Origin of the sequence: Salmonella sp. SJTUF15570, from assembly GCF_043357055.1 — a bacterium.
Classification (GTDB): domain Bacteria; phylum Pseudomonadota; class Gammaproteobacteria; order Enterobacterales; family Enterobacteriaceae; genus Salmonella; species Salmonella enterica.
In genome coordinates, this window is record NZ_JBEUKJ010000001.1 from 425,313 (window position 1) to 441,660 (window position 16,348).

Here is a 16,348-nt window from a genome sequence, read left to right on the forward strand (position 1 = left end):
CTCAGGCCACGCCAGATAACCCGCACCGCGCCGCAATAAACAGCGCCAGCGCCAGGGTTGAAGCGACCCACATCAATCGAATCGTTCGGGAAATATCGTCCACGGAAATATCGCGCTGCGCGTCGCCTATCCAGGGCTTGTCCACACGCTCGCCAAAGTAGTTATTTGGGCCGCCGAGCTGGATTCCTAAGGCGCCGGCCACACACGCTTCCGACCAGGCGCAATTTGGGCTACTGTGGTTATAACGGTCACGCCAGCCAATACGTAGCGCCCGCCAACCACTCAGGCGACACAGTCCTGCCGCAATGCCCAGCAACAGCCAGCTCAGTCGGGCAGGAAGATAGTTCGCTACGTCGTCCATACGGGCGCTGACCATACCAATCGCCCGGTATTTTTCATGTTTGTAGCCCACCATTGAATCCAGGGTATTGACGGCTTTGTAGGCCATCGCCAGCGGCGCGCCGCCGAGAAAGAGGAAAAAGAGCGGCGCGATAATGCCGTCAACGGTGTTTTCTGCAACCGTTTCCACCACGGCGCGATTGATCTGCGCTGGCTGAAGTTGTGACGTATCGCGCCCGACGATCCAGGAGAGTTTTATTCGGCTTTCCGCAAGGTCGTTCTCCCGTAACGGTCGTTCAACCTCCTGCGCGGCGCGGGCCAGAGAGCGTCCGGCCAGCGTGGTAAAGATCATCCAGACTTCGACGCTCCAGCCAAACCAGGGGTGAATCCGCTGCGCCAGCGCCAGTACGCCCCATGCCACGCCCCAGGTCGCCCCGACAACCACAACCCACATTACGCCGCCGCCAATCCGCAGCGCTTTATCGCCGGGACAATAGCGACGCACAATACGCTGCACAAACGTGATTAAACGGCCTATCCAGCGTACCGGATGGGGCCAGTGTTGAGGGTCGCCGATGATAAAATCCAACACCCAGGCGATACACCAGGCAAGAATCGTCATAATACGCGCCTCGCCGCCGCCAGCCAGTGCTGCAACATTTCCGGACGCTGGGCGAAATGGACGTGCAGATAGCTGGCAAACGTGTTGCCTGTCTGCCAGCCGCCAGTCCATTCCTGTAACACGCGGCCATCGCGAACCTTACGACAGGCCATAACGGCGGGTGTTTCGGGGATAAAATCTGAGTAGTGAAATTCATGGCCGCGCACTATCTCGCCAGGCGCCGCCAATAGCGTTGGCTGCATAGCCTGCGCCTCACAGTAGCCAAAGCGGGTAAGTCGCTTACCCATTTTGCTGTGACCGGGGATAATATTCGCCATCTGATGAATTTCCCCACCGCTATCCTCCAGAGTGCTCCCCAGATACATCAGACCGCCACACTCCGCGTAAATCGCCACGCCGCGCTGATGCGCCGCCCGCAAATGTTTTAACATCGCCGTATTTGCCGCCAGATCCGCGGCGTATAATTCAGGATATCCACCGCCCAGCCAGATCATCTGACAATCAGGCAATGCGCGGTCATGCAGTGGGCTAAAACGCACAATGTTAACGCCGGCACGCTCCAGAAAATCGATGTTATCGGGATAATAAAAGTTAAAGGCCTCATCATCCGCCAGAGCAAGCGTCAGCCCTGCCCCCGCTGTGTTATCGGGGCGCTCAGGCCACATTCCCGTCGGAAGCGCTGATAACACGCTCAGCGAGAGTAGCGCATCCACATCCACTGTTTGTTCCAGCGAGGCGGCAAAATCATGCCATGATTGCTGATTGACGAGGGATTCTCTGGCGGTAATCAACCCCAGGTGGCGTTCAGGTAATGCGACGTCGTCGCAAGGAGGGACATACCCCAGTACCGGCAGTGAGCAATAATGTTCAATGGCATTTTTGAGGAGCTGATAGTGGGCGTCGCTAGTGACGCGATTCACAATCACGCCCGCGAGGTTGAGGGTCGGGTCGAAGTGCTGAAATCCCATAACGGTAGCCGCAAGCGACGTTGAAACAGCCTTGCCGTCCACCAGTAGGATGACCGGGCAACCAAGCTGTTTGGCCATCGCGGCTGTGCTGCAGTAATTGGGGTCGACGCCATAGCCGTCATACAGCCCCATGACCCCTTCAATGACAGCGATATCCGCCTGCCGCATTTGTTCGCAAAATAAGGCGTTGAGAACAGGAGGAGGAAGCATGAAACTGTCAAGATTACGGGACGCCACGCCACAGATAGCGGTATGCCAGCCGGTATCAAGGTAATCTGGCCCAACTTTAAACGGCTGTACGCGCAGCGCGCGTTTTTGCAGCAGCCTCAACAAACCAAGCGTCACCGTGGTTTTGCCGCAACCGCTTCCTGTGCCTGCAAGAATAAATGCGTGATGCCTTGCCGCCATTACCCTGATCCTGTTCAGGGTGGTAGGGGTATACAGGTACGCGCATGTTCAGCCTTTCGACTGTACGCGTCTTCGCAACCCACTTCCCACCGAAGTTGTTGGTTATCACCGACAGGCAGGTCTTCTGGCTTAGCGTCCTCCTCGCCCGTCCTTCCCAATCTTGCGATCAGTGGTCTTTACGGGGTCGTCAGCATCACAGCAGCGGGGGCTGCGGGGGATTTTCACCCCCTTCCCTACCACAAATGTGGCAAACCTGTTGGTTTACGTTATGGCTGTACGGCACACCCATAACGGCAATTAATAATGTGCTACGTTTTACATTTCTGTGAGCAATAGCCTGAGCGGTTGCTCATCTGACGTTAATCTACTCATCCTTACCGGTATATTGACGATAAAACGTATCGACAAAGCGTAATAAAACTTATCTTTCCTGACACTGTACTTCATCACAAAAATAAAAACTGGTGCAGTTTATGCCCTAAATTTTATTATTTTGTTGCGCTATGACAATTTATTGTTACACCAGATAAATTTTCTTTCTGAAATGATTAAGATACAAAAGACTATCAAAAATCGGCAATAGCAAAATATTGCTATTCATAACGATGGAGGATGAGAATTCTCATTTATCTGCTGGCGATAAGCCTGCGGCGTAACCTGATAGGTCTGGCGGAAGACTTTGCAAAAATAGCTGGTTTGCGAAAAGCCTAAATTACGCGCAATACTGGCAATACTCCAGTCACTATGGCAAAGCAATTCTCTGGCGCTAACCATTCTCTGGCGGTTTACCCACGCATTAAATCCGATTCCCTGATATTTCTTGAATAGCTTACTGAAGTAATAGGGGCTGAGATAGACATGTGAGGCGACATCCTCAAGACGAAGATCGTCGGACAAATGCGCATCAATATAGCGAAGCGCTTTTTTCATTTTACTGTCATGCGGAGTGGGACCACGAGTGGTTTTATTTGCCTCCGATTGCTGCGGATTGTCTTTGATAACCATGAAATTGAGCTGTTTTTTCAGGCAATTCTCAACTATCAGTTTAAGAAGATCGGCGGAAGCGATAACGCGTGAATAGTCCATCTCTGGCACATTCCGAAATTCATTCAAGAGCTCAGGATCAGCCTGCCAGCGATCGTCGACATTAAGAATGTTTACCAGCTCCACGTCATTACTTAAACGAACCTGCCCGCATAAAACAAAGCCAACTAAATGCCCTGCGATTACCAGCGGAATAGAAAAATCCGTTAGACCGGCATGACAACGATAAATACAGGGTTGATCGGACTTCGATGCCTCCAGTCCCCCGCAGCGATCGCTCATACGACAACGTGTACTATGCTGGGGATGCTGCCGCATCAACTGACAAAACGGCGTGAAATTGAATAGCTCAGATATTTCATCACCATGAATATTGACAACCACAACCGCCAGACCGGTGGCTTGTGCAAAATCCTGTGCGATTTTATTAATGAGTTCTGAGTTCAGAGCGCTCGCAGAAATCATGATAAAACCCCTCAGTTAATTTATTGTTATAAACAAAACACATTATTTACATTCACTTTTTATTAGCATTATCCTGGCCCTGATAAAAAGTACAATGACAATATCAAAAGTCTCCCATTGCCGGGAGACGTTTTGATCAGTTCGTGAAAGCAGATCACGAAATTATCTCACCTGTTTTTACGATACATCATTGCTGTGAATCTGGTTCGCATTTTCTTACAGTTCACAGCGGTTACAAGGTAAATTCTTACCAATAAAATAGCGATATATGGCTGCTCCGGCACAGGCGCCGATAACAGGCGCGACAATCGGCACGATAAAATAAGGGATCTCTCGCCCACCGCTCATCGCCATGTTCCCCCACCCCGCTAACCATGTGAACAGTTTGGGACCGAAATCACGCGCCGGGTTCATTGCAAAACCGGTAAGGGGTCCAGTAGACGCGCCGATAACGGCAACCAATATCCCAATAAGCAAAGGCGCAAGCGGCCCTTTAGGAATGCCATTGCCATCATCCGTCAATGCCATGATCATGCCCATCAGAATCGACGTAATGACCACTTCCACCAACGCAGCCTGCCATACATTTAGCGCTGCGGCCGGATAGGTACTGAAAATGCTGGCTAATTGCAAACTTTCGACGCTACCGCGCACCATATGATGCGCAGTCTCAAATTCAGTAAAAAGGCTACTATAAAGCACATACGCCAGCAGAGCGCCGCCAAAAGCGCCGGCAAACTGGGCAATAATATAAGGCAATACTTTCTGTTTGGGGAAGCAGGCAAACAGCCACAGCGCAATCGTCACCGCAGGGTTAAGATGTCCGCCGGAGATGCCGGCCGTAAGGTAAACGGCCAGTGAAATCCCAAGCCCCCAAATAATGCAAATCTCCCATAATCCGAGGCTGGCGCCTGCGACTTTGAGCGCGCTCAAACAACCGATACCAAAAAACAAAAAGAGTCCGGTGCCTAAAAATTCCGCACCACATTGCGCCTTTAGAGAATCATTCATGTGACACCTTCTGAGCAAAGTTCGTGTCCTGGCCAGCGCAAGTTTCGGCTGGCGGTAGTGTACAGCTAACCTCACTATAAAAAGTGCCGCCTGTAAATTGTTGGCAACCTGCGGGCCTGCCTTCCGGAAAAATCGTGTTGCGATAGCAAAATTTTGCTTTTCCGATATTTTTATCAGCCCATCACACGGGAAATTTGAGCTATAAAATACGCCTGTGGAAATAATAAAATATTGCACAAGCCAACTTATCAATTTCGAATAAACATCACATTTTGCGTCTTTCGCCATATCAAATAAAAATACTCTCGTCACTAACAAAAATGTAAAAATGAAATAATAAAAACAAAATAATCATATAGACAATAATAAATTAAATATTGATTATCAATGAGTTATAAAAATAAAAGGCAATTTAGTCATATTGCTTTCCCATTATTTTCTGATGCTCAACAGCAAGTCAGCCATTCTTTTTCCTCGCATCTTCTTATAGTCCCAACTATCGGAACACTCCATGCGAGGTCTTTATGCAACAAGAAGCACTAGGAATGGTAGAAACCAAAGGCTTAACCGCAGCCATAGAGGCCGCTGATGCAATGGTTAAGTCAGCCAATGTGATGTTAGTGGGCTATGAAAAGATTGGCTCCGGGCTGGTAACCGTCATCGTGCGCGGCGATGTTGGCGCGGTCAAAGCGGCCACCGATGCAGGTGCCGCAGCCGCACGCAACGTGGGTGAAGTGAAAGCCGTACACGTCATCCCACGCCCTCACACCGATGTAGAAAAAATCTTACCGAAGGGAATTAGCCAATGAGCAGCAATGAGCTGGTGGAACAGATCATGGCGCAGGTGATTGCCCGTGTGGCAACGCCGGAACAACAGGCCATCCCTGGTCAACCCCAACCTATACGAGAGACGGCTATGGCAGAAAAAAGCTGCAGTTTAACGGAATTTGTCGGGACCGCCATTGGCGATACCCTGGGCCTGGTTATCGCCAACGTCGATGCCGCCCTGCTGGACGCGATGAAGCTTGAGAAGCGCTATCGTTCCATCGGTATTCTCGGCGCCCGCACCGGCGCAGGCCCGCACATTATGGCGGCGGACGAAGCGGTGAAAGCCACCAACACCGAAGTGGTCAGCATTGAGCTGCCGCGCGATACCAAAGGCGGCGCGGGCCACGGTTCGCTGATTATTTTAGGCGGTAACGACGTGTCCGACGTCAAGCGCGGTATCGAAGTCGCGCTGAAAGAGCTGGACCGCACCTTCGGCGATGTTTACGGCAACGAAGCCGGGCATATCGAGCTGCAGTACACCGCTCGCGCCAGCTACGCCCTGGAAAAAGCGTTCGGCGCGCCGATTGGCCGTGCCTGCGGCGTCATCGTCGGCGCTCCGGCTTCCGTCGGCGTACTGATGGCCGATACCGCCCTGAAGTCAGCCAACGTTGAAGTCGTGGCGTACAGCTCGCCGGCGCACGGCACCAGCTTTAGTAACGAAGCCATTCTGGTGATTTCCGGCGACTCCGGCGCGGTTCGTCAGGCGGTGACCTCCGCCCGCGAAATTGGCAAAACCGTCCTTGCGACCCTCGGTTCTGAACCGAAAAACGATCGCCCGTCCTACATCTGATACCCACGAGGCTGATTCATGAGATCGAAAAGATTTGAAGCACTGGCGAAACGCCCTGTGAATCAGGACGGCTTTGTTAAGGAGTGGATCGAAGAAGGCTTTATCGCAATGGAAAGCCCGAACGATCCGAAACCGTCGATTAAAATCGTTAACGGCGCGGTAACCGAGCTGGACGGAAAACCGGTTAGCGAATTCGACCTGATCGACCACTTTATCGCCCGCTACGGCATCAACCTGAACCGCGCCGAAGAAGTGATGGCGATGGATTCGGTCAAGCTGGCTAATATGCTCTGCGATCCTAACGTCAAGCGCAGCGAAATCGTTCCGCTGACCACCGCCATGACCCCGGCGAAAATTGTTGAAGTGGTTTCGCATATGAACGTCGTCGAAATGATGATGTCGATGCAGAAAATGCGCGCTCGCCGCACGCCGTCTCAGCAGGCGCACGTCACCAACGTTAAAGACAACCCGGTGCAAATCGCCGCCGACGCCGCCGAAGGCGCATGGCGCGGGTTTGACGAACAAGAAACCACGGTTGCGGTAGCACGCTACGCGCCGTTCAACGCCATCGCGCTGTTGGTCGGCTCTCAGGTTGGTCGTCCGGGCGTACTGACGCAGTGCTCCCTGGAAGAAGCCACCGAGCTGAAGCTCGGCATGCTGGGCCACACCTGCTACGCCGAAACCATCTCCGTTTACGGCACCGAGCCGGTCTTCACCGACGGTGACGATACCCCATGGTCGAAGGGCTTCTTAGCCTCTTCCTACGCCTCTCGCGGCCTGAAAATGCGCTTCACCTCCGGTTCTGGCTCCGAAGTGCAGATGGGCTACGCCGAAGGCAAATCCATGCTGTATCTGGAAGCGCGCTGCATCTATATCACCAAAGCCGCGGGCGTTCAGGGGCTGCAAAACGGCTCCGTAAGCTGTATCGGCGTACCGTCTGCCGTGCCGTCAGGCATTCGTGCCGTGCTGGCGGAAAACCTGATCTGCTCTTCGCTGGATCTGGAATGCGCCTCCAGTAACGACCAGACCTTCACCCACTCCGATATGCGTCGTACCGCGCGCCTGCTGATGCAGTTCCTGCCGGGTACCGACTTTATCTCCTCCGGTTATTCCGCGGTGCCGAACTACGACAACATGTTCGCCGGTTCCAACGAAGATGCGGAAGACTTTGACGACTACAACGTTATCCAGCGTGACCTGAAAGTGGACGGTGGTCTGCGCCCGGTTCGCGAAGAGGACGTTATCGCCATCCGTAACAAAGCCGCCCGCGCGCTGCAGGCCGTGTTTGCCGGAATGGGACTACCGCCGATTACCGATGAAGAAGTTGAAGCCGCGACCTATGCCCACGGTTCGAAAGATATGCCGGAGCGTAACATCGTCGAAGACATCAAGTTCGCCCAGGAAATCATCAATAAAAACCGCAACGGTCTGGAAGTCGTTAAAGCGCTGGCGCAGGGCGGGTTTACCGACGTGGCCCAGGACATGCTCAACATCCAGAAAGCCAAGCTAACCGGCGACTATTTGCACACCTCCGCCATTATCGTCGGCGACGGACAAGTGCTCTCTGCGGTTAATGACGTCAATGACTATGCCGGTCCGGCAACAGGTTATCGCCTGCAGGGAGAACGCTGGGAAGAGATTAAAAACATCCCTGGCGCTCTTGATCCCAACGAGATTGATTAAGGGGTGAGAAATGGAAATTAATGAAAAATTGCTGCGCCAGATAATTGAAGACGTGCTCCGCGATATGAAGGGCAGCGATAAACCCGTCTCGTTTAATGCGCCTGCGGCATCCACAGCACCACAGACCGCTGCGCCTGCGGGCGACGGCTTTCTGACCGAAGTGGGCGAAGCGCGCCAGGGCACTCAGCAGGATGAAGTCATTATCGCCGTCGGCCCGGCATTTGGCCTGGCGCAAACCGTCAATATCGTCGGCTTACCGCATAAGAGCATTCTGCGCGAAGTCATTGCCGGTATTGAAGAAGAAGGCATCAAGGCGCGCGTGATTCGCTGCTTTAAATCTTCCGACGTGGCGTTCGTCGCCGTTGAAGGTAACCGCCTGAGCGGATCCGGCATCTCCATCGGCATCCAGTCGAAAGGTACTACGGTTATCCACCAGCAGGGGCTACCGCCGCTCTCCAACCTGGAGCTGTTCCCGCAGGCACCGCTGCTGACGCTGGAAACCTACCGTCAGATTGGTAAAAACGCCGCCCGTTATGCGAAACGCGAATCACCGCAGCCGGTCCCTACGCTCAATGACCAGATGGCACGCCCGAAGTACCAGGCAAAGTCGGCCATTTTGCACATTAAAGAGACCAAGTACGTCGTGACGGGCAAAAACCCGCAGGAACTGCGCGTGGCGCTTTGATAAAGGATAACTCCATGAATACCGACGCAATTGAATCGATGGTCCGGGACGTATTGAGCCGCATGAACAGCCTGCAGGGCGATGCGCCAGCAGCGGCTCCTGCGGCAGGCGGCACGTCCCGCAGCGCAAAGGTCAGCGACTACCCGCTGGCGAACAAACACCCGGAATGGGTGAAAACCGCCACCAATAAAACGCTGGACGACTTTACGCTGGAAAACGTGCTGAGCAATAAAGTCACCGCTCAGGATATGCGTATTACCCCGGAAACCCTGCGCTTACAGGCGTCTATCGCCAAAGATGCGGGCCGCGACCGGCTGGCGATGAACTTCGAACGCGCCGCCGAACTGACCGCGGTACCGGACGATCGCATTCTTGAAATCTACAACGCCCTTCGCCCCTATCGCTCGACGAAAGAAGAGCTGATGGCTATCGCCGACGATCTCGAAAACCGCTATCAGGCGAAGATCTGCGCAGCTTTCGTTCGTGAAGCAGCAGGGCTGTACGTTGAGCGTAAAAAACTCAAAGGCGACGATTAGCTTTCTCTAAGTAATTCGAGATGCATTGAGGCGGCAAGTGAGTGACAAATTCGTCTGGAACGAATTTGAACAGCCATAGGCTGGCTTTAGTGAGGGACAGGGATGTCCCTCATAACCCCGATGAGCTTACTGTAGTAAGTGATTCGGGTGAAAGAACGCAGCCAACAAAAAGGCAGTTTGAAGTACGACGAGAAAAAGGATATACGATGCGATATATAGCTGGCATTGACATCGGTAACTCATCAACGGAAGTCGCCCTGGCGCGGCAAGATGAGACTGGCGCACTGACAATCACCCACAGCGCGCTGGCGGAAACCACCGGGATCAAAGGCACGTTGCGTAACGTGTTCGGCATTCAGGAAGCGCTCGCCCTCGTCGCAAAGCGCGCGGGGATCAATGTCAGCGATATTTCGCTCATCCGCATTAACGAAGCCACGCCGGTGATTGGCGATGTGGCGATGGAAACCATTACCGAAACCATCATCACCGAATCGACAATGATCGGCCATAACCCAAAAACGCCGGGCGGAGCAGGCCTTGGTGTGGGTATCACGATTACGCCGGAGGAGCTGTTAACCCGCCCGGCGGACTCGTCCTATATTCTGGTGGTGTCATCGGCATTCGATTTTGCCGACATCGCCAATGTTATCAACGCCTCAATGCGCGCCGGATACCAGATTACCGGCGTCATTTTGCAGCGCGACGATGGCGTACTGGTCAGCAACCGGCTGGAAAAATCGCTACCGATCGTTGACGAAGTTCTGTACATCGACCGCATTCCGCTGGGGATGCTGGCGGCGATTGAAGTCGCCGTGCCGGGGAAGGTTATCGAAACCCTCTCCAACCCTTACGGCATCGCCACCGTATTCAACCTCAACGCCGATGAGACGAAAAACATCGTCCCGATGGCGCGCGCGCTGATTGGCAACCGTTCCGCCGTGGTCGTTAAAACGCCATCCGGAGACGTCAAAGCGCGCGCAATACCCGCCGGTAACCTGGAGCTGCAGGCTCAGGGTCGTACCGTGCGCGTGGATGTTGCCGCCTGTGCCGAAGCTATCATGAAAGCGGTGGACGGCTGCGGCAAGCTCGACAACGTCACCGGCGAGGCCGGGACCAATATCGGCGGCATGCTGGAGCACGTACGCCAGACCATGGCCGAGCTAACCAATAAGCCCAGCAGCGAGATTTTCATTCAGGATCTTCTGGCCGTTGACACCTCGGTTCCGGTGAGCGTCACCGGCGGTCTGGCCGGGGAGTTCTCGCTGGAGCAGGCCGTCGGCATCGCCTCGATGGTGAAATCAGACCGTCTGCAGATGGCGATGATTGCCCGTGAAATTGAGCAGAAGCTTAATATCGACGTGCAGATCGGCGGCGCTGAGGCTGAAGCCGCCATTCTGGGCGCGCTGACCACGCCGGGTACCACCCGACCGCTGGCGATCCTCGACCTCGGCGCGGGCTCCACCGATGCCTCCATCATCAACCCTAAAGGTGAAATCATCGCCACCCATCTCGCCGGGGCAGGCGACATGGTCACGATGATTATTGCCCGCGAACTGGGGCTGGAAGACCGCTATCTGGCGGAAGAGATCAAAAAATACCCGCTGGCTAAGGTCGAAAGCCTGTTCCACTTACGCCACGAGGACGGCAGCGTCCAGTTCTTCCCGACGCCGCTGCCTCCCGCCGTGTTCGCCCGCGTCTGCGTGGTGAAACCGGACGAACTGGTACCGCTTCCCGGCGACTTAGCGCTGGAAAAAGTGCGCGCCATTCGTCGCAGCGCCAAAGAGCGCGTCTTTGTCACCAACGCGCTGCGCGCGCTGCGCCAGGTCAGTCCAACCGGCAACATTCGCGATATTCCGTTCGTGGTGCTGGTCGGCGGCTCGTCGCTGGATTTCGAAGTTCCGCAGCTGGTCACCGATGCGCTGGCGCACTACCGCCTGGTCGCCGGGCGAGGAAATATTCGCGGCAGCGAAGGCCCAAGAAACGCGGTAGCCACCGGCCTGATTCTCTCCTGGCACAAGGAGTTTGCGCATGGACAGTAATCACAGCGCCCCGGCCATCGTCATTACCGTTATCAACGACTGCGCCAGCCTCTGGCACGAAGTGCTGCTGGGCATTGAAGAGGAAGGCATCCCTTTCCTGCTTCAGCATCACCCGGCTGGAGATGTCGTTGACAGCGCCTGGCAGGCGGCGCGCAGCTCGCCGCTGCTGGTTGGCATTGCCTGCGATCGACACTCGCTGGTCGTGCATTACAAGAATTTACCCGCATCGGCGCCGCTTTTTACGCTGATGCATCATCAGGACAGTCAGGCCCAACGCAACACCGGTAATAACGCGGCACGGCTGGTAAAAGGGATCCCCTTTCGGGATCTCCATGCTTAATCACAGGAGAACGGCAGTATGAATAACGCACTGGGACTGGTTGAAACAAAAGGGCTGGTCGGCGCCATTGAAGCCGCCGATGCAATGGTTAAATCCGCCAACGTACAGCTGGTGGGCTACGAAAAAATTGGTTCTGGCCTGGTTACCGTCATGGTTCGCGGCGATGTCGGCGCGGTTAAAGCAGCCGTAGATGCAGGCAGCGCGGCGGCAAGCGTCGTGGGTGAAGTGAAATCCTGCCACGTTATCCCGCGTCCGCACAGTGATGTTGAGGCCATTTTACCGAAATCAGCCTAATCGATGGCGAATAAGGAGCACCGCGTGAAGCAATCACTGGGATTACTTGAAGTTTGTGGTCTGGCACTGGCTATCAGCTGCGCCGATATCATGGCGAAATCCGCTTCTATCACGCTGCTCGCCCTCGAAAAGACCAATGGTTCAGGCTGGATGGTGATTAAAATTACCGGTGATGTGGCCTCCGTGCAGGCGGCCATCACCACCGGTGCGCATTTCGCCGAACAGCGGAATGGCCTGGTGGCCCACAAGGTTATCGCCAGGCCCGGAGAAGGGATCCTGCTCGCAGAAACGCCTCCCCCCTCCGTCATTGAACCTGAGCCTGAAGCGTCAGAGATAGCTGCTGTCGTTTCTGAAGCGCCAGCAGAAGAGGCCCCGCAGGAATCAGAACTGGTCAGCTGCAATCTGTGTCTGGATCCAAAATGTCCGCGCCAGAAGGGCGAACCTCGTACGCTTTGCATTCATTCCGGCAAGCGAGGTGAAGCGTAATGGATAAAGAGCTTCTGCAATCAACGGTCAGTAAAGTTCTCGACGAGATGCGCCAGCGGCCTATTCCGCTGGGCGTCTCAAACCGTCATATCCACCTGTCCGCGCAGGATTATGAGCAGCTGTTTCCCGGCCATCCCATCAGCGAAAAAAAAGCGCTGCTGCAGCCGGGACAATACGCTGCGGAGCAAACCGTCACCCTGGTGGGACCGAAAGGGCAGCTCAAAAATGTGCGCCTGCTCGGCCCGCTGCGCTCGGTAAGCCAGGTGGAAATTTCGCGTACCGATGCGAGAACGCTGGGGATTTCCGCGCCGCTGAGAATGTCCGGCAACCTGAAGGGGACGCCGGGCATCCGCCTGGTCAGCCCCTTTGCCGAACTGGAGCTGCCTTCCGGGGTTATCGTCGCGCAGCGGCATATCCATATGTCGCCGCTTGATGCGCTGATCCTGCGGGTTTCCCACGGCGATATGGTCTCCGTGGCGATTGAAGGCGACGATCGCGGGCTGATTTTCAACAACGTGGCGATTCGCGTTTCACCGGACATGCGCCTCGAAATGCACATTGATACCGATGAAGCCAACGCCGCTGGTGCCGATAACCCGCATGCCTTTGCCCGGCTGGTAGGCCCGCGATGAACGGCGAAATTTTGCAGCGCATTGTCGAGGAGATTGTCTCCCGACTGCAGCGCCGTGCCCAGAGCACGGCGACGCTGAGCGTTACGCAGCTTCGCGATGCCGACTGTCCAGCGCTGTTCTGTCAGCACGCGTCGCTGCGCATCCTGCTCGTCGACCTGCCGCTGCTGGGTCAGCTTGCGGATGCAGAAACCGACGATGCCGCCGCCCGGAAAATTCACGACGCGCTGGCGTTTGGCATCCGCGTACAGCTCAGCCTGCACAGCCAGCTGCTGCCGGTTATCCCGGTAAAAAAACTGGCTCGTCTGCCGCTGGTATTCACCGATGAGCACGGACTGCCGCTGGTTCTGCATGCGGGTTCGGTGCTGAGCTATCGCGATGTCGCGCTGCTAAGCCGGGGGCGTGTGGTTGTCCACCGCAAATGCATCGTGACCGCCATGGCGCGTGACGCGGCCAATGCGCGGAATATTCAATTAATTAAGCAGGAGTAAATCATGCATCTGGCACGAGTCACGGGCGCGGTTGTCTCCACGCAAAAATCACCTTCTTTGATTGGGAAAAAGCTGCTGCTGGTGCGTCGGGTCAGCGCCGATGGCGAACTCCCCGCCTCGCCTACCTCCGGCGATGAAGTGGCCGTGGACTCCGTCGGCGCGGGCGTCGGCGAACTGGTTTTGCTCAGCGGCGGCTCCAGCGCCAGGCACGTTTTTTCCGGGCCAAATGAGGCCATCGACCTCGCCGTTGTCGGCATTGTAGATACGCTTTCGCGTTAAGGGGCGGTTATGGCGATTTATACCCGAACAGGTGACGCTGGCACCACATCACTGTTTACCGGCCAGCGGGTGAGCAAAACCCACCCGCGGGTTGAAGCCTACGGCACGCTGGATGAGCTGAACGCCGCGCTGAGCCTGTGCGCCTGCGCCGCTGCGGATGAAAATCACCGCACCTTACTCGAGGCCATCCAGCAGCAACTTTTTTGGTTTAGCGCAGAGCTGGCCAGCGACAGCGAGCAGCCGTCGCCCAAACAGCTCTACATCAGCAGCGAAGAGATTTCGGCTCTGGAAGCCGCTATCGATCGGGCAATGGCCCGCGTCGAACCGCTGCACAGCTTTATTTTACCCGGACGCTGCGAAGCCGCGAGCCGCTTACATTTTGCCCGCACGCTGGCGCGCCGCGCCGAACGCCGTCTGGTTGAACTGGCAACTGAAGTCAACGTACGCCAGGTGCTGATGCGCTACATCAACCGCTTATCGGACTGCCTGTACGCCCTGGCCCGCGCGGAAGATAGCGATGCGCACCAGGTCAACATCATCCGTGAAGTTAGCAAGCGCTATCTGGCTGCCAGCCAGCCGACCCGCAGCAAGGAGACAACGCCCGTGGCCCTCTCATTCCACGATCTGCACCAGCTCACCCGCGCTGCCGTTGAACGCGCGCAGCAACTGCAGGTTCCGGTAGTCGTCAGCATCGTTGACGCGCACGGCACGGAAACTGTGACCTGGCGGATGCCGGACGCCCTGCTGGTCAGCAGCGAGCTGGCGCCGAAAAAGGCATGGACCGCAGTGGCGATGAAAACGGCGACCCATGAGCTGAGCGATGTCGTTCAGCCGGGCGCCGCGCTTTACGGTCTGGAAAGTCATTTACAGGGAAAAGTGGTCACCTTTGGCGGCGGTTACGCCCTGTGGCGCGACGGCATATTAATTGGGGGTCTTGGCATCAGCGGCGGCAGCGTTGAGCAGGACATGGACATAGCACAGACCGCCATCGCGGCTATTAACGTGGGAACTCATCAATGAATACTTCTGAACTCGAAACCCTGATTCGCACCATTCTTAGCGAGCAATTAACCACGTCGGCACAAACGCCGGCCCAGCCTCAGGGCAAAGGGATTTTCCAGTCCGTGAGCGAGGCCATCGACGCCGCGCACCAGGCGTTCTTACGTTATCAGCAGTGCCCGCTAAAAACCCGCAGCGCCATTATCAGCGCGATGCGTCAGGAGCTGACTCCACTGCTGGCGACCCTGGCGGAAGAGAGCGCCAATGAAACGGGGATGGGCAACAAAGAAGATAAATTCCTCAAAAACAAGGCTGCGCTGGACAACACGCCGGGCGTAGAAGATCTCACCACCACCGCGCTGACCGGTGACGGCGGCATGGTACTCTTTGAATACTCGCCGTTTGGCGTTATCGGTTCGGTCGCGCCGAGCACCAACCCGACGGAAACCATCATCAACAACAGCATCAGCATGTTGGCGGCGGGCAACAGCGTCTACTTTAGCCCGCATCCGGGGGCGAAAAAGGTCTCTCTGAAGCTGATTAGCCTGATTGAAGAGATTGCCTTCCGCTGCTGCGGCATCCGCAATCTGGTGGTGACCGTGGCTGAACCGACTTTCGAAGCAACCCAGCAGATGATGGCCCACCCGCGAATCGCAGTACTGGCAATTACCGGTGGCCCGGGCATTGTAGCAATGGGCATGAAGAGCGGTAAGAAGGTGATTGGCGCTGGCGCGGGTAACCCGCCCTGCATCGTCGATGAAACGGCAGACCTGGTGAAAGCGGCAGAAGATATCATTAACGGCGCGTCATTCGATTACAACCTGCCCTGCATTGCCGAGAAGAGCCTGATCGTAGTGGAGAGCGTCGCCGAGCGTCTGGTGCAGCAAATGCAAACCTTCGGTGCGCTGCTGCTAAGCCCTGCCGATACCGACAAACTCCGCGCCGCCTGCCTGCCAGAAGGCCAGGCGAATAAAAAACTGGTCGGCAAGAGCCCATCGGCCATGCTGGAAGCCGCCGGGATCGCTGTCCCTGCAAAAGCGCCGCGTCTGCTGATTGCGCTGGTTAACGCTGACGATCCGTGGGTCACCAGCGAACAGTTGATGCCGATGCTGCCGGTGGTAAAAGTCAGCGATTTCGATAGCGCGCTGGCGCTGGCGCTGAAGGTTGAAGAGGGGCTGCATCACACCGCTATCATGCACTCGCAGAACGTGTCGCGCCTGAACCTCGCGGCCCGCACGCTGCAAACCTCGATATTCGTCAAAAACGGCCCCTCCTATGCCGGGATCGGCGTCGGCGGCGAAGGCTTTACCACCTTCACTATCGCCACGCCAACCGGTGAAGGGACCACGTCAGCGCGTACTTTTGCCCGCTCCCGGCGCTGCGTGCTGACCAACGGCTTTTCTATTCGCTAA

The 16,348-nt window shown here is 55.8% G+C and carries 18 protein-coding genes and 1 riboswitch; of the genes, 14 read left to right on the plus strand and 4 right to left on the minus strand.

The features are described from left to right. Nucleotide 1 precedes the first annotated feature (1 nt). The 4 genes from cbiB to pduF all read right to left on the minus strand — a co-directional run bounded on the left by cbiB (nucleotide 2) and on the right by pduF (nucleotide 4,857). Nucleotides 2-961, minus strand: coding sequence for an adenosylcobinamide-phosphate synthase CbiB (gene cbiB / locus ABVN44_RS02290; RefSeq protein ID WP_000153654.1), 960 nt, complete (start codon nucleotides 959-961; stop codon nucleotides 2-4). Further along, the gene (locus ABVN44_RS02295; RefSeq protein WP_023231720.1) at nucleotides 958-2,337 is read right to left on the minus strand and encodes a cobyrinate a,c-diamide synthase; all 1,380 of its coding nucleotides are present in this window, start codon (nucleotides 2,335-2,337) and stop codon (nucleotides 958-960) included. The genes cbiB and ABVN44_RS02295 overlap by 4 nt, the downstream gene beginning before the upstream one ends. Nucleotides 2,338-2,433: 96 nt before the next feature. Beyond that, nucleotides 2,434-2,609: riboswitch (cobalamin riboswitch) on the minus strand. A gap of 325 nt (nucleotides 2,610-2,934) precedes the next feature. Continuing rightward, the gene (pocR, locus tag ABVN44_RS02300; protein WP_023231719.1) at nucleotides 2,935-3,846 is read right to left on the minus strand and encodes a regulatory protein PocR; all 912 of its coding nucleotides are present in this window, start codon (nucleotides 3,844-3,846) and stop codon (nucleotides 2,935-2,937) included. Nucleotides 3,847-4,062: 216 nt separating this feature from the next. Then, nucleotides 4,063-4,857, minus strand: a complete 795-nt coding sequence (pduF, locus tag ABVN44_RS02305) for a propanediol diffusion facilitator PduF (protein WP_001000023.1) — start codon at nucleotides 4,855-4,857, stop codon at nucleotides 4,063-4,065. 524 nt (nucleotides 4,858-5,381) lie between these two features. On the opposite strand from pduF, the gene pduA reads away from it, so the two are divergent. The 14 genes from pduA to pduP all read left to right on the plus strand — a co-directional run bounded on the left by pduA (nucleotide 5,382) and on the right by pduP (nucleotide 16,348). Beyond that, nucleotides 5,382-5,666: a propanediol utilization microcompartment protein PduA gene (pduA, locus tag ABVN44_RS02310; RefSeq protein ID WP_001183618.1), complete on the plus strand. Its 285-nt coding sequence runs from the start codon at nucleotides 5,382-5,384 to the stop codon at nucleotides 5,664-5,666. Continuing rightward, a complete protein-coding gene (gene pduB / locus ABVN44_RS02315) occupies nucleotides 5,663-6,475 on the plus strand; it encodes a propanediol utilization microcompartment protein PduB (RefSeq protein WP_000097492.1) in 813 nt (270 codons plus the stop codon). Before pduA ends, pduB begins: the two co-directional genes overlap by 4 nt. 18 nt (nucleotides 6,476-6,493) lie before the next feature. Then, on the plus strand, nucleotides 6,494-8,158 hold the full coding sequence (gene pduC, locus ABVN44_RS02320; RefSeq protein WP_001256899.1) for a propanediol dehydratase large subunit PduC: 1,665 nt from the start codon (nucleotides 6,494-6,496) through the stop codon (nucleotides 8,156-8,158). Between the two features lie 10 nt (nucleotides 8,159-8,168). Then, nucleotides 8,169-8,843 carry a propanediol dehydratase medium subunit PduD gene (gene pduD, locus ABVN44_RS02325; RefSeq protein ID WP_000405048.1) on the plus strand — a complete coding sequence of 225 codons (675 nt, stop codon included), beginning with the start codon at nucleotides 8,169-8,171 and terminating at the stop codon, nucleotides 8,841-8,843. Between the two features lie 14 nt (nucleotides 8,844-8,857). Continuing rightward, nucleotides 8,858-9,379, plus strand: a complete 522-nt coding sequence (gene pduE, locus ABVN44_RS02330) for a propanediol dehydratase small subunit PduE (protein ID WP_001090599.1) — start codon at nucleotides 8,858-8,860, stop codon at nucleotides 9,377-9,379. A 206-nt stretch (nucleotides 9,380-9,585) separates the two neighbouring features. Next, nucleotides 9,586-11,418: a propanediol dehydratase reactivase alpha subunit PduG gene (gene pduG, locus ABVN44_RS02335; RefSeq protein ID WP_023231718.1), complete on the plus strand. Its 1,833-nt coding sequence runs from the start codon at nucleotides 9,586-9,588 to the stop codon at nucleotides 11,416-11,418. Beyond that, nucleotides 11,408-11,758 (plus strand): propanediol dehydratase reactivase beta subunit PduH, encoded by a 351-nt coding sequence (gene pduH, locus ABVN44_RS02340; RefSeq protein WP_000377969.1) that lies wholly within the window; start codon nucleotides 11,408-11,410, stop codon nucleotides 11,756-11,758. The genes pduG and pduH overlap by 11 nt, the downstream gene beginning before the upstream one ends. Before the next feature lie 18 nt (nucleotides 11,759-11,776). Next, the gene (pduJ, locus tag ABVN44_RS02345) at nucleotides 11,777-12,052 is read left to right on the plus strand and encodes a propanediol utilization microcompartment protein PduJ (protein WP_001057755.1); all 276 of its coding nucleotides are present in this window, start codon (nucleotides 11,777-11,779) and stop codon (nucleotides 12,050-12,052) included. A 3-nt stretch (nucleotides 12,053-12,055) separates the two neighbouring features. Then, nucleotides 12,056-12,538 (plus strand): propanediol utilization microcompartment protein PduK, encoded by a 483-nt coding sequence (pduK, locus tag ABVN44_RS02350; protein ID WP_077248383.1) that lies wholly within the window; start codon nucleotides 12,056-12,058, stop codon nucleotides 12,536-12,538. After that, nucleotides 12,538-13,170: a phosphate propanoyltransferase gene (locus ABVN44_RS02355; protein ID WP_023231315.1), complete on the plus strand. Its 633-nt coding sequence runs from the start codon at nucleotides 12,538-12,540 to the stop codon at nucleotides 13,168-13,170. The genes pduK and ABVN44_RS02355 overlap by 1 nt, the downstream gene beginning before the upstream one ends. Next, nucleotides 13,167-13,658, plus strand: coding sequence for a propanediol utilization microcompartment protein PduM (gene pduM / locus ABVN44_RS02360; protein ID WP_048348872.1), 492 nt, complete (start codon nucleotides 13,167-13,169; stop codon nucleotides 13,656-13,658). The genes ABVN44_RS02355 and pduM overlap by 4 nt, the downstream gene beginning before the upstream one ends. Before the next feature lie 3 nt (nucleotides 13,659-13,661). After that, entirely contained in the window at nucleotides 13,662-13,937 is a 276-nt protein-coding gene (gene pduN, locus ABVN44_RS02365) for a propanediol utilization microcompartment protein PduN (RefSeq protein WP_000549825.1), read from the plus strand. Nucleotides 13,938-13,946: 9 nt separating this feature from the next. Continuing rightward, nucleotides 13,947-14,957: a two-domain cob(I)yrinic acid a,c-diamide adenosyltransferase PduO gene (gene pduO / locus ABVN44_RS02370; protein WP_023231312.1), complete on the plus strand. Its 1,011-nt coding sequence runs from the start codon at nucleotides 13,947-13,949 to the stop codon at nucleotides 14,955-14,957. Then, entirely contained in the window at nucleotides 14,954-16,348 is a 1,395-nt protein-coding gene (gene pduP, locus ABVN44_RS02375) for a CoA-acylating propionaldehyde dehydrogenase PduP (protein ID WP_023202805.1), read from the plus strand. Before pduO ends, pduP begins: the two co-directional genes overlap by 4 nt.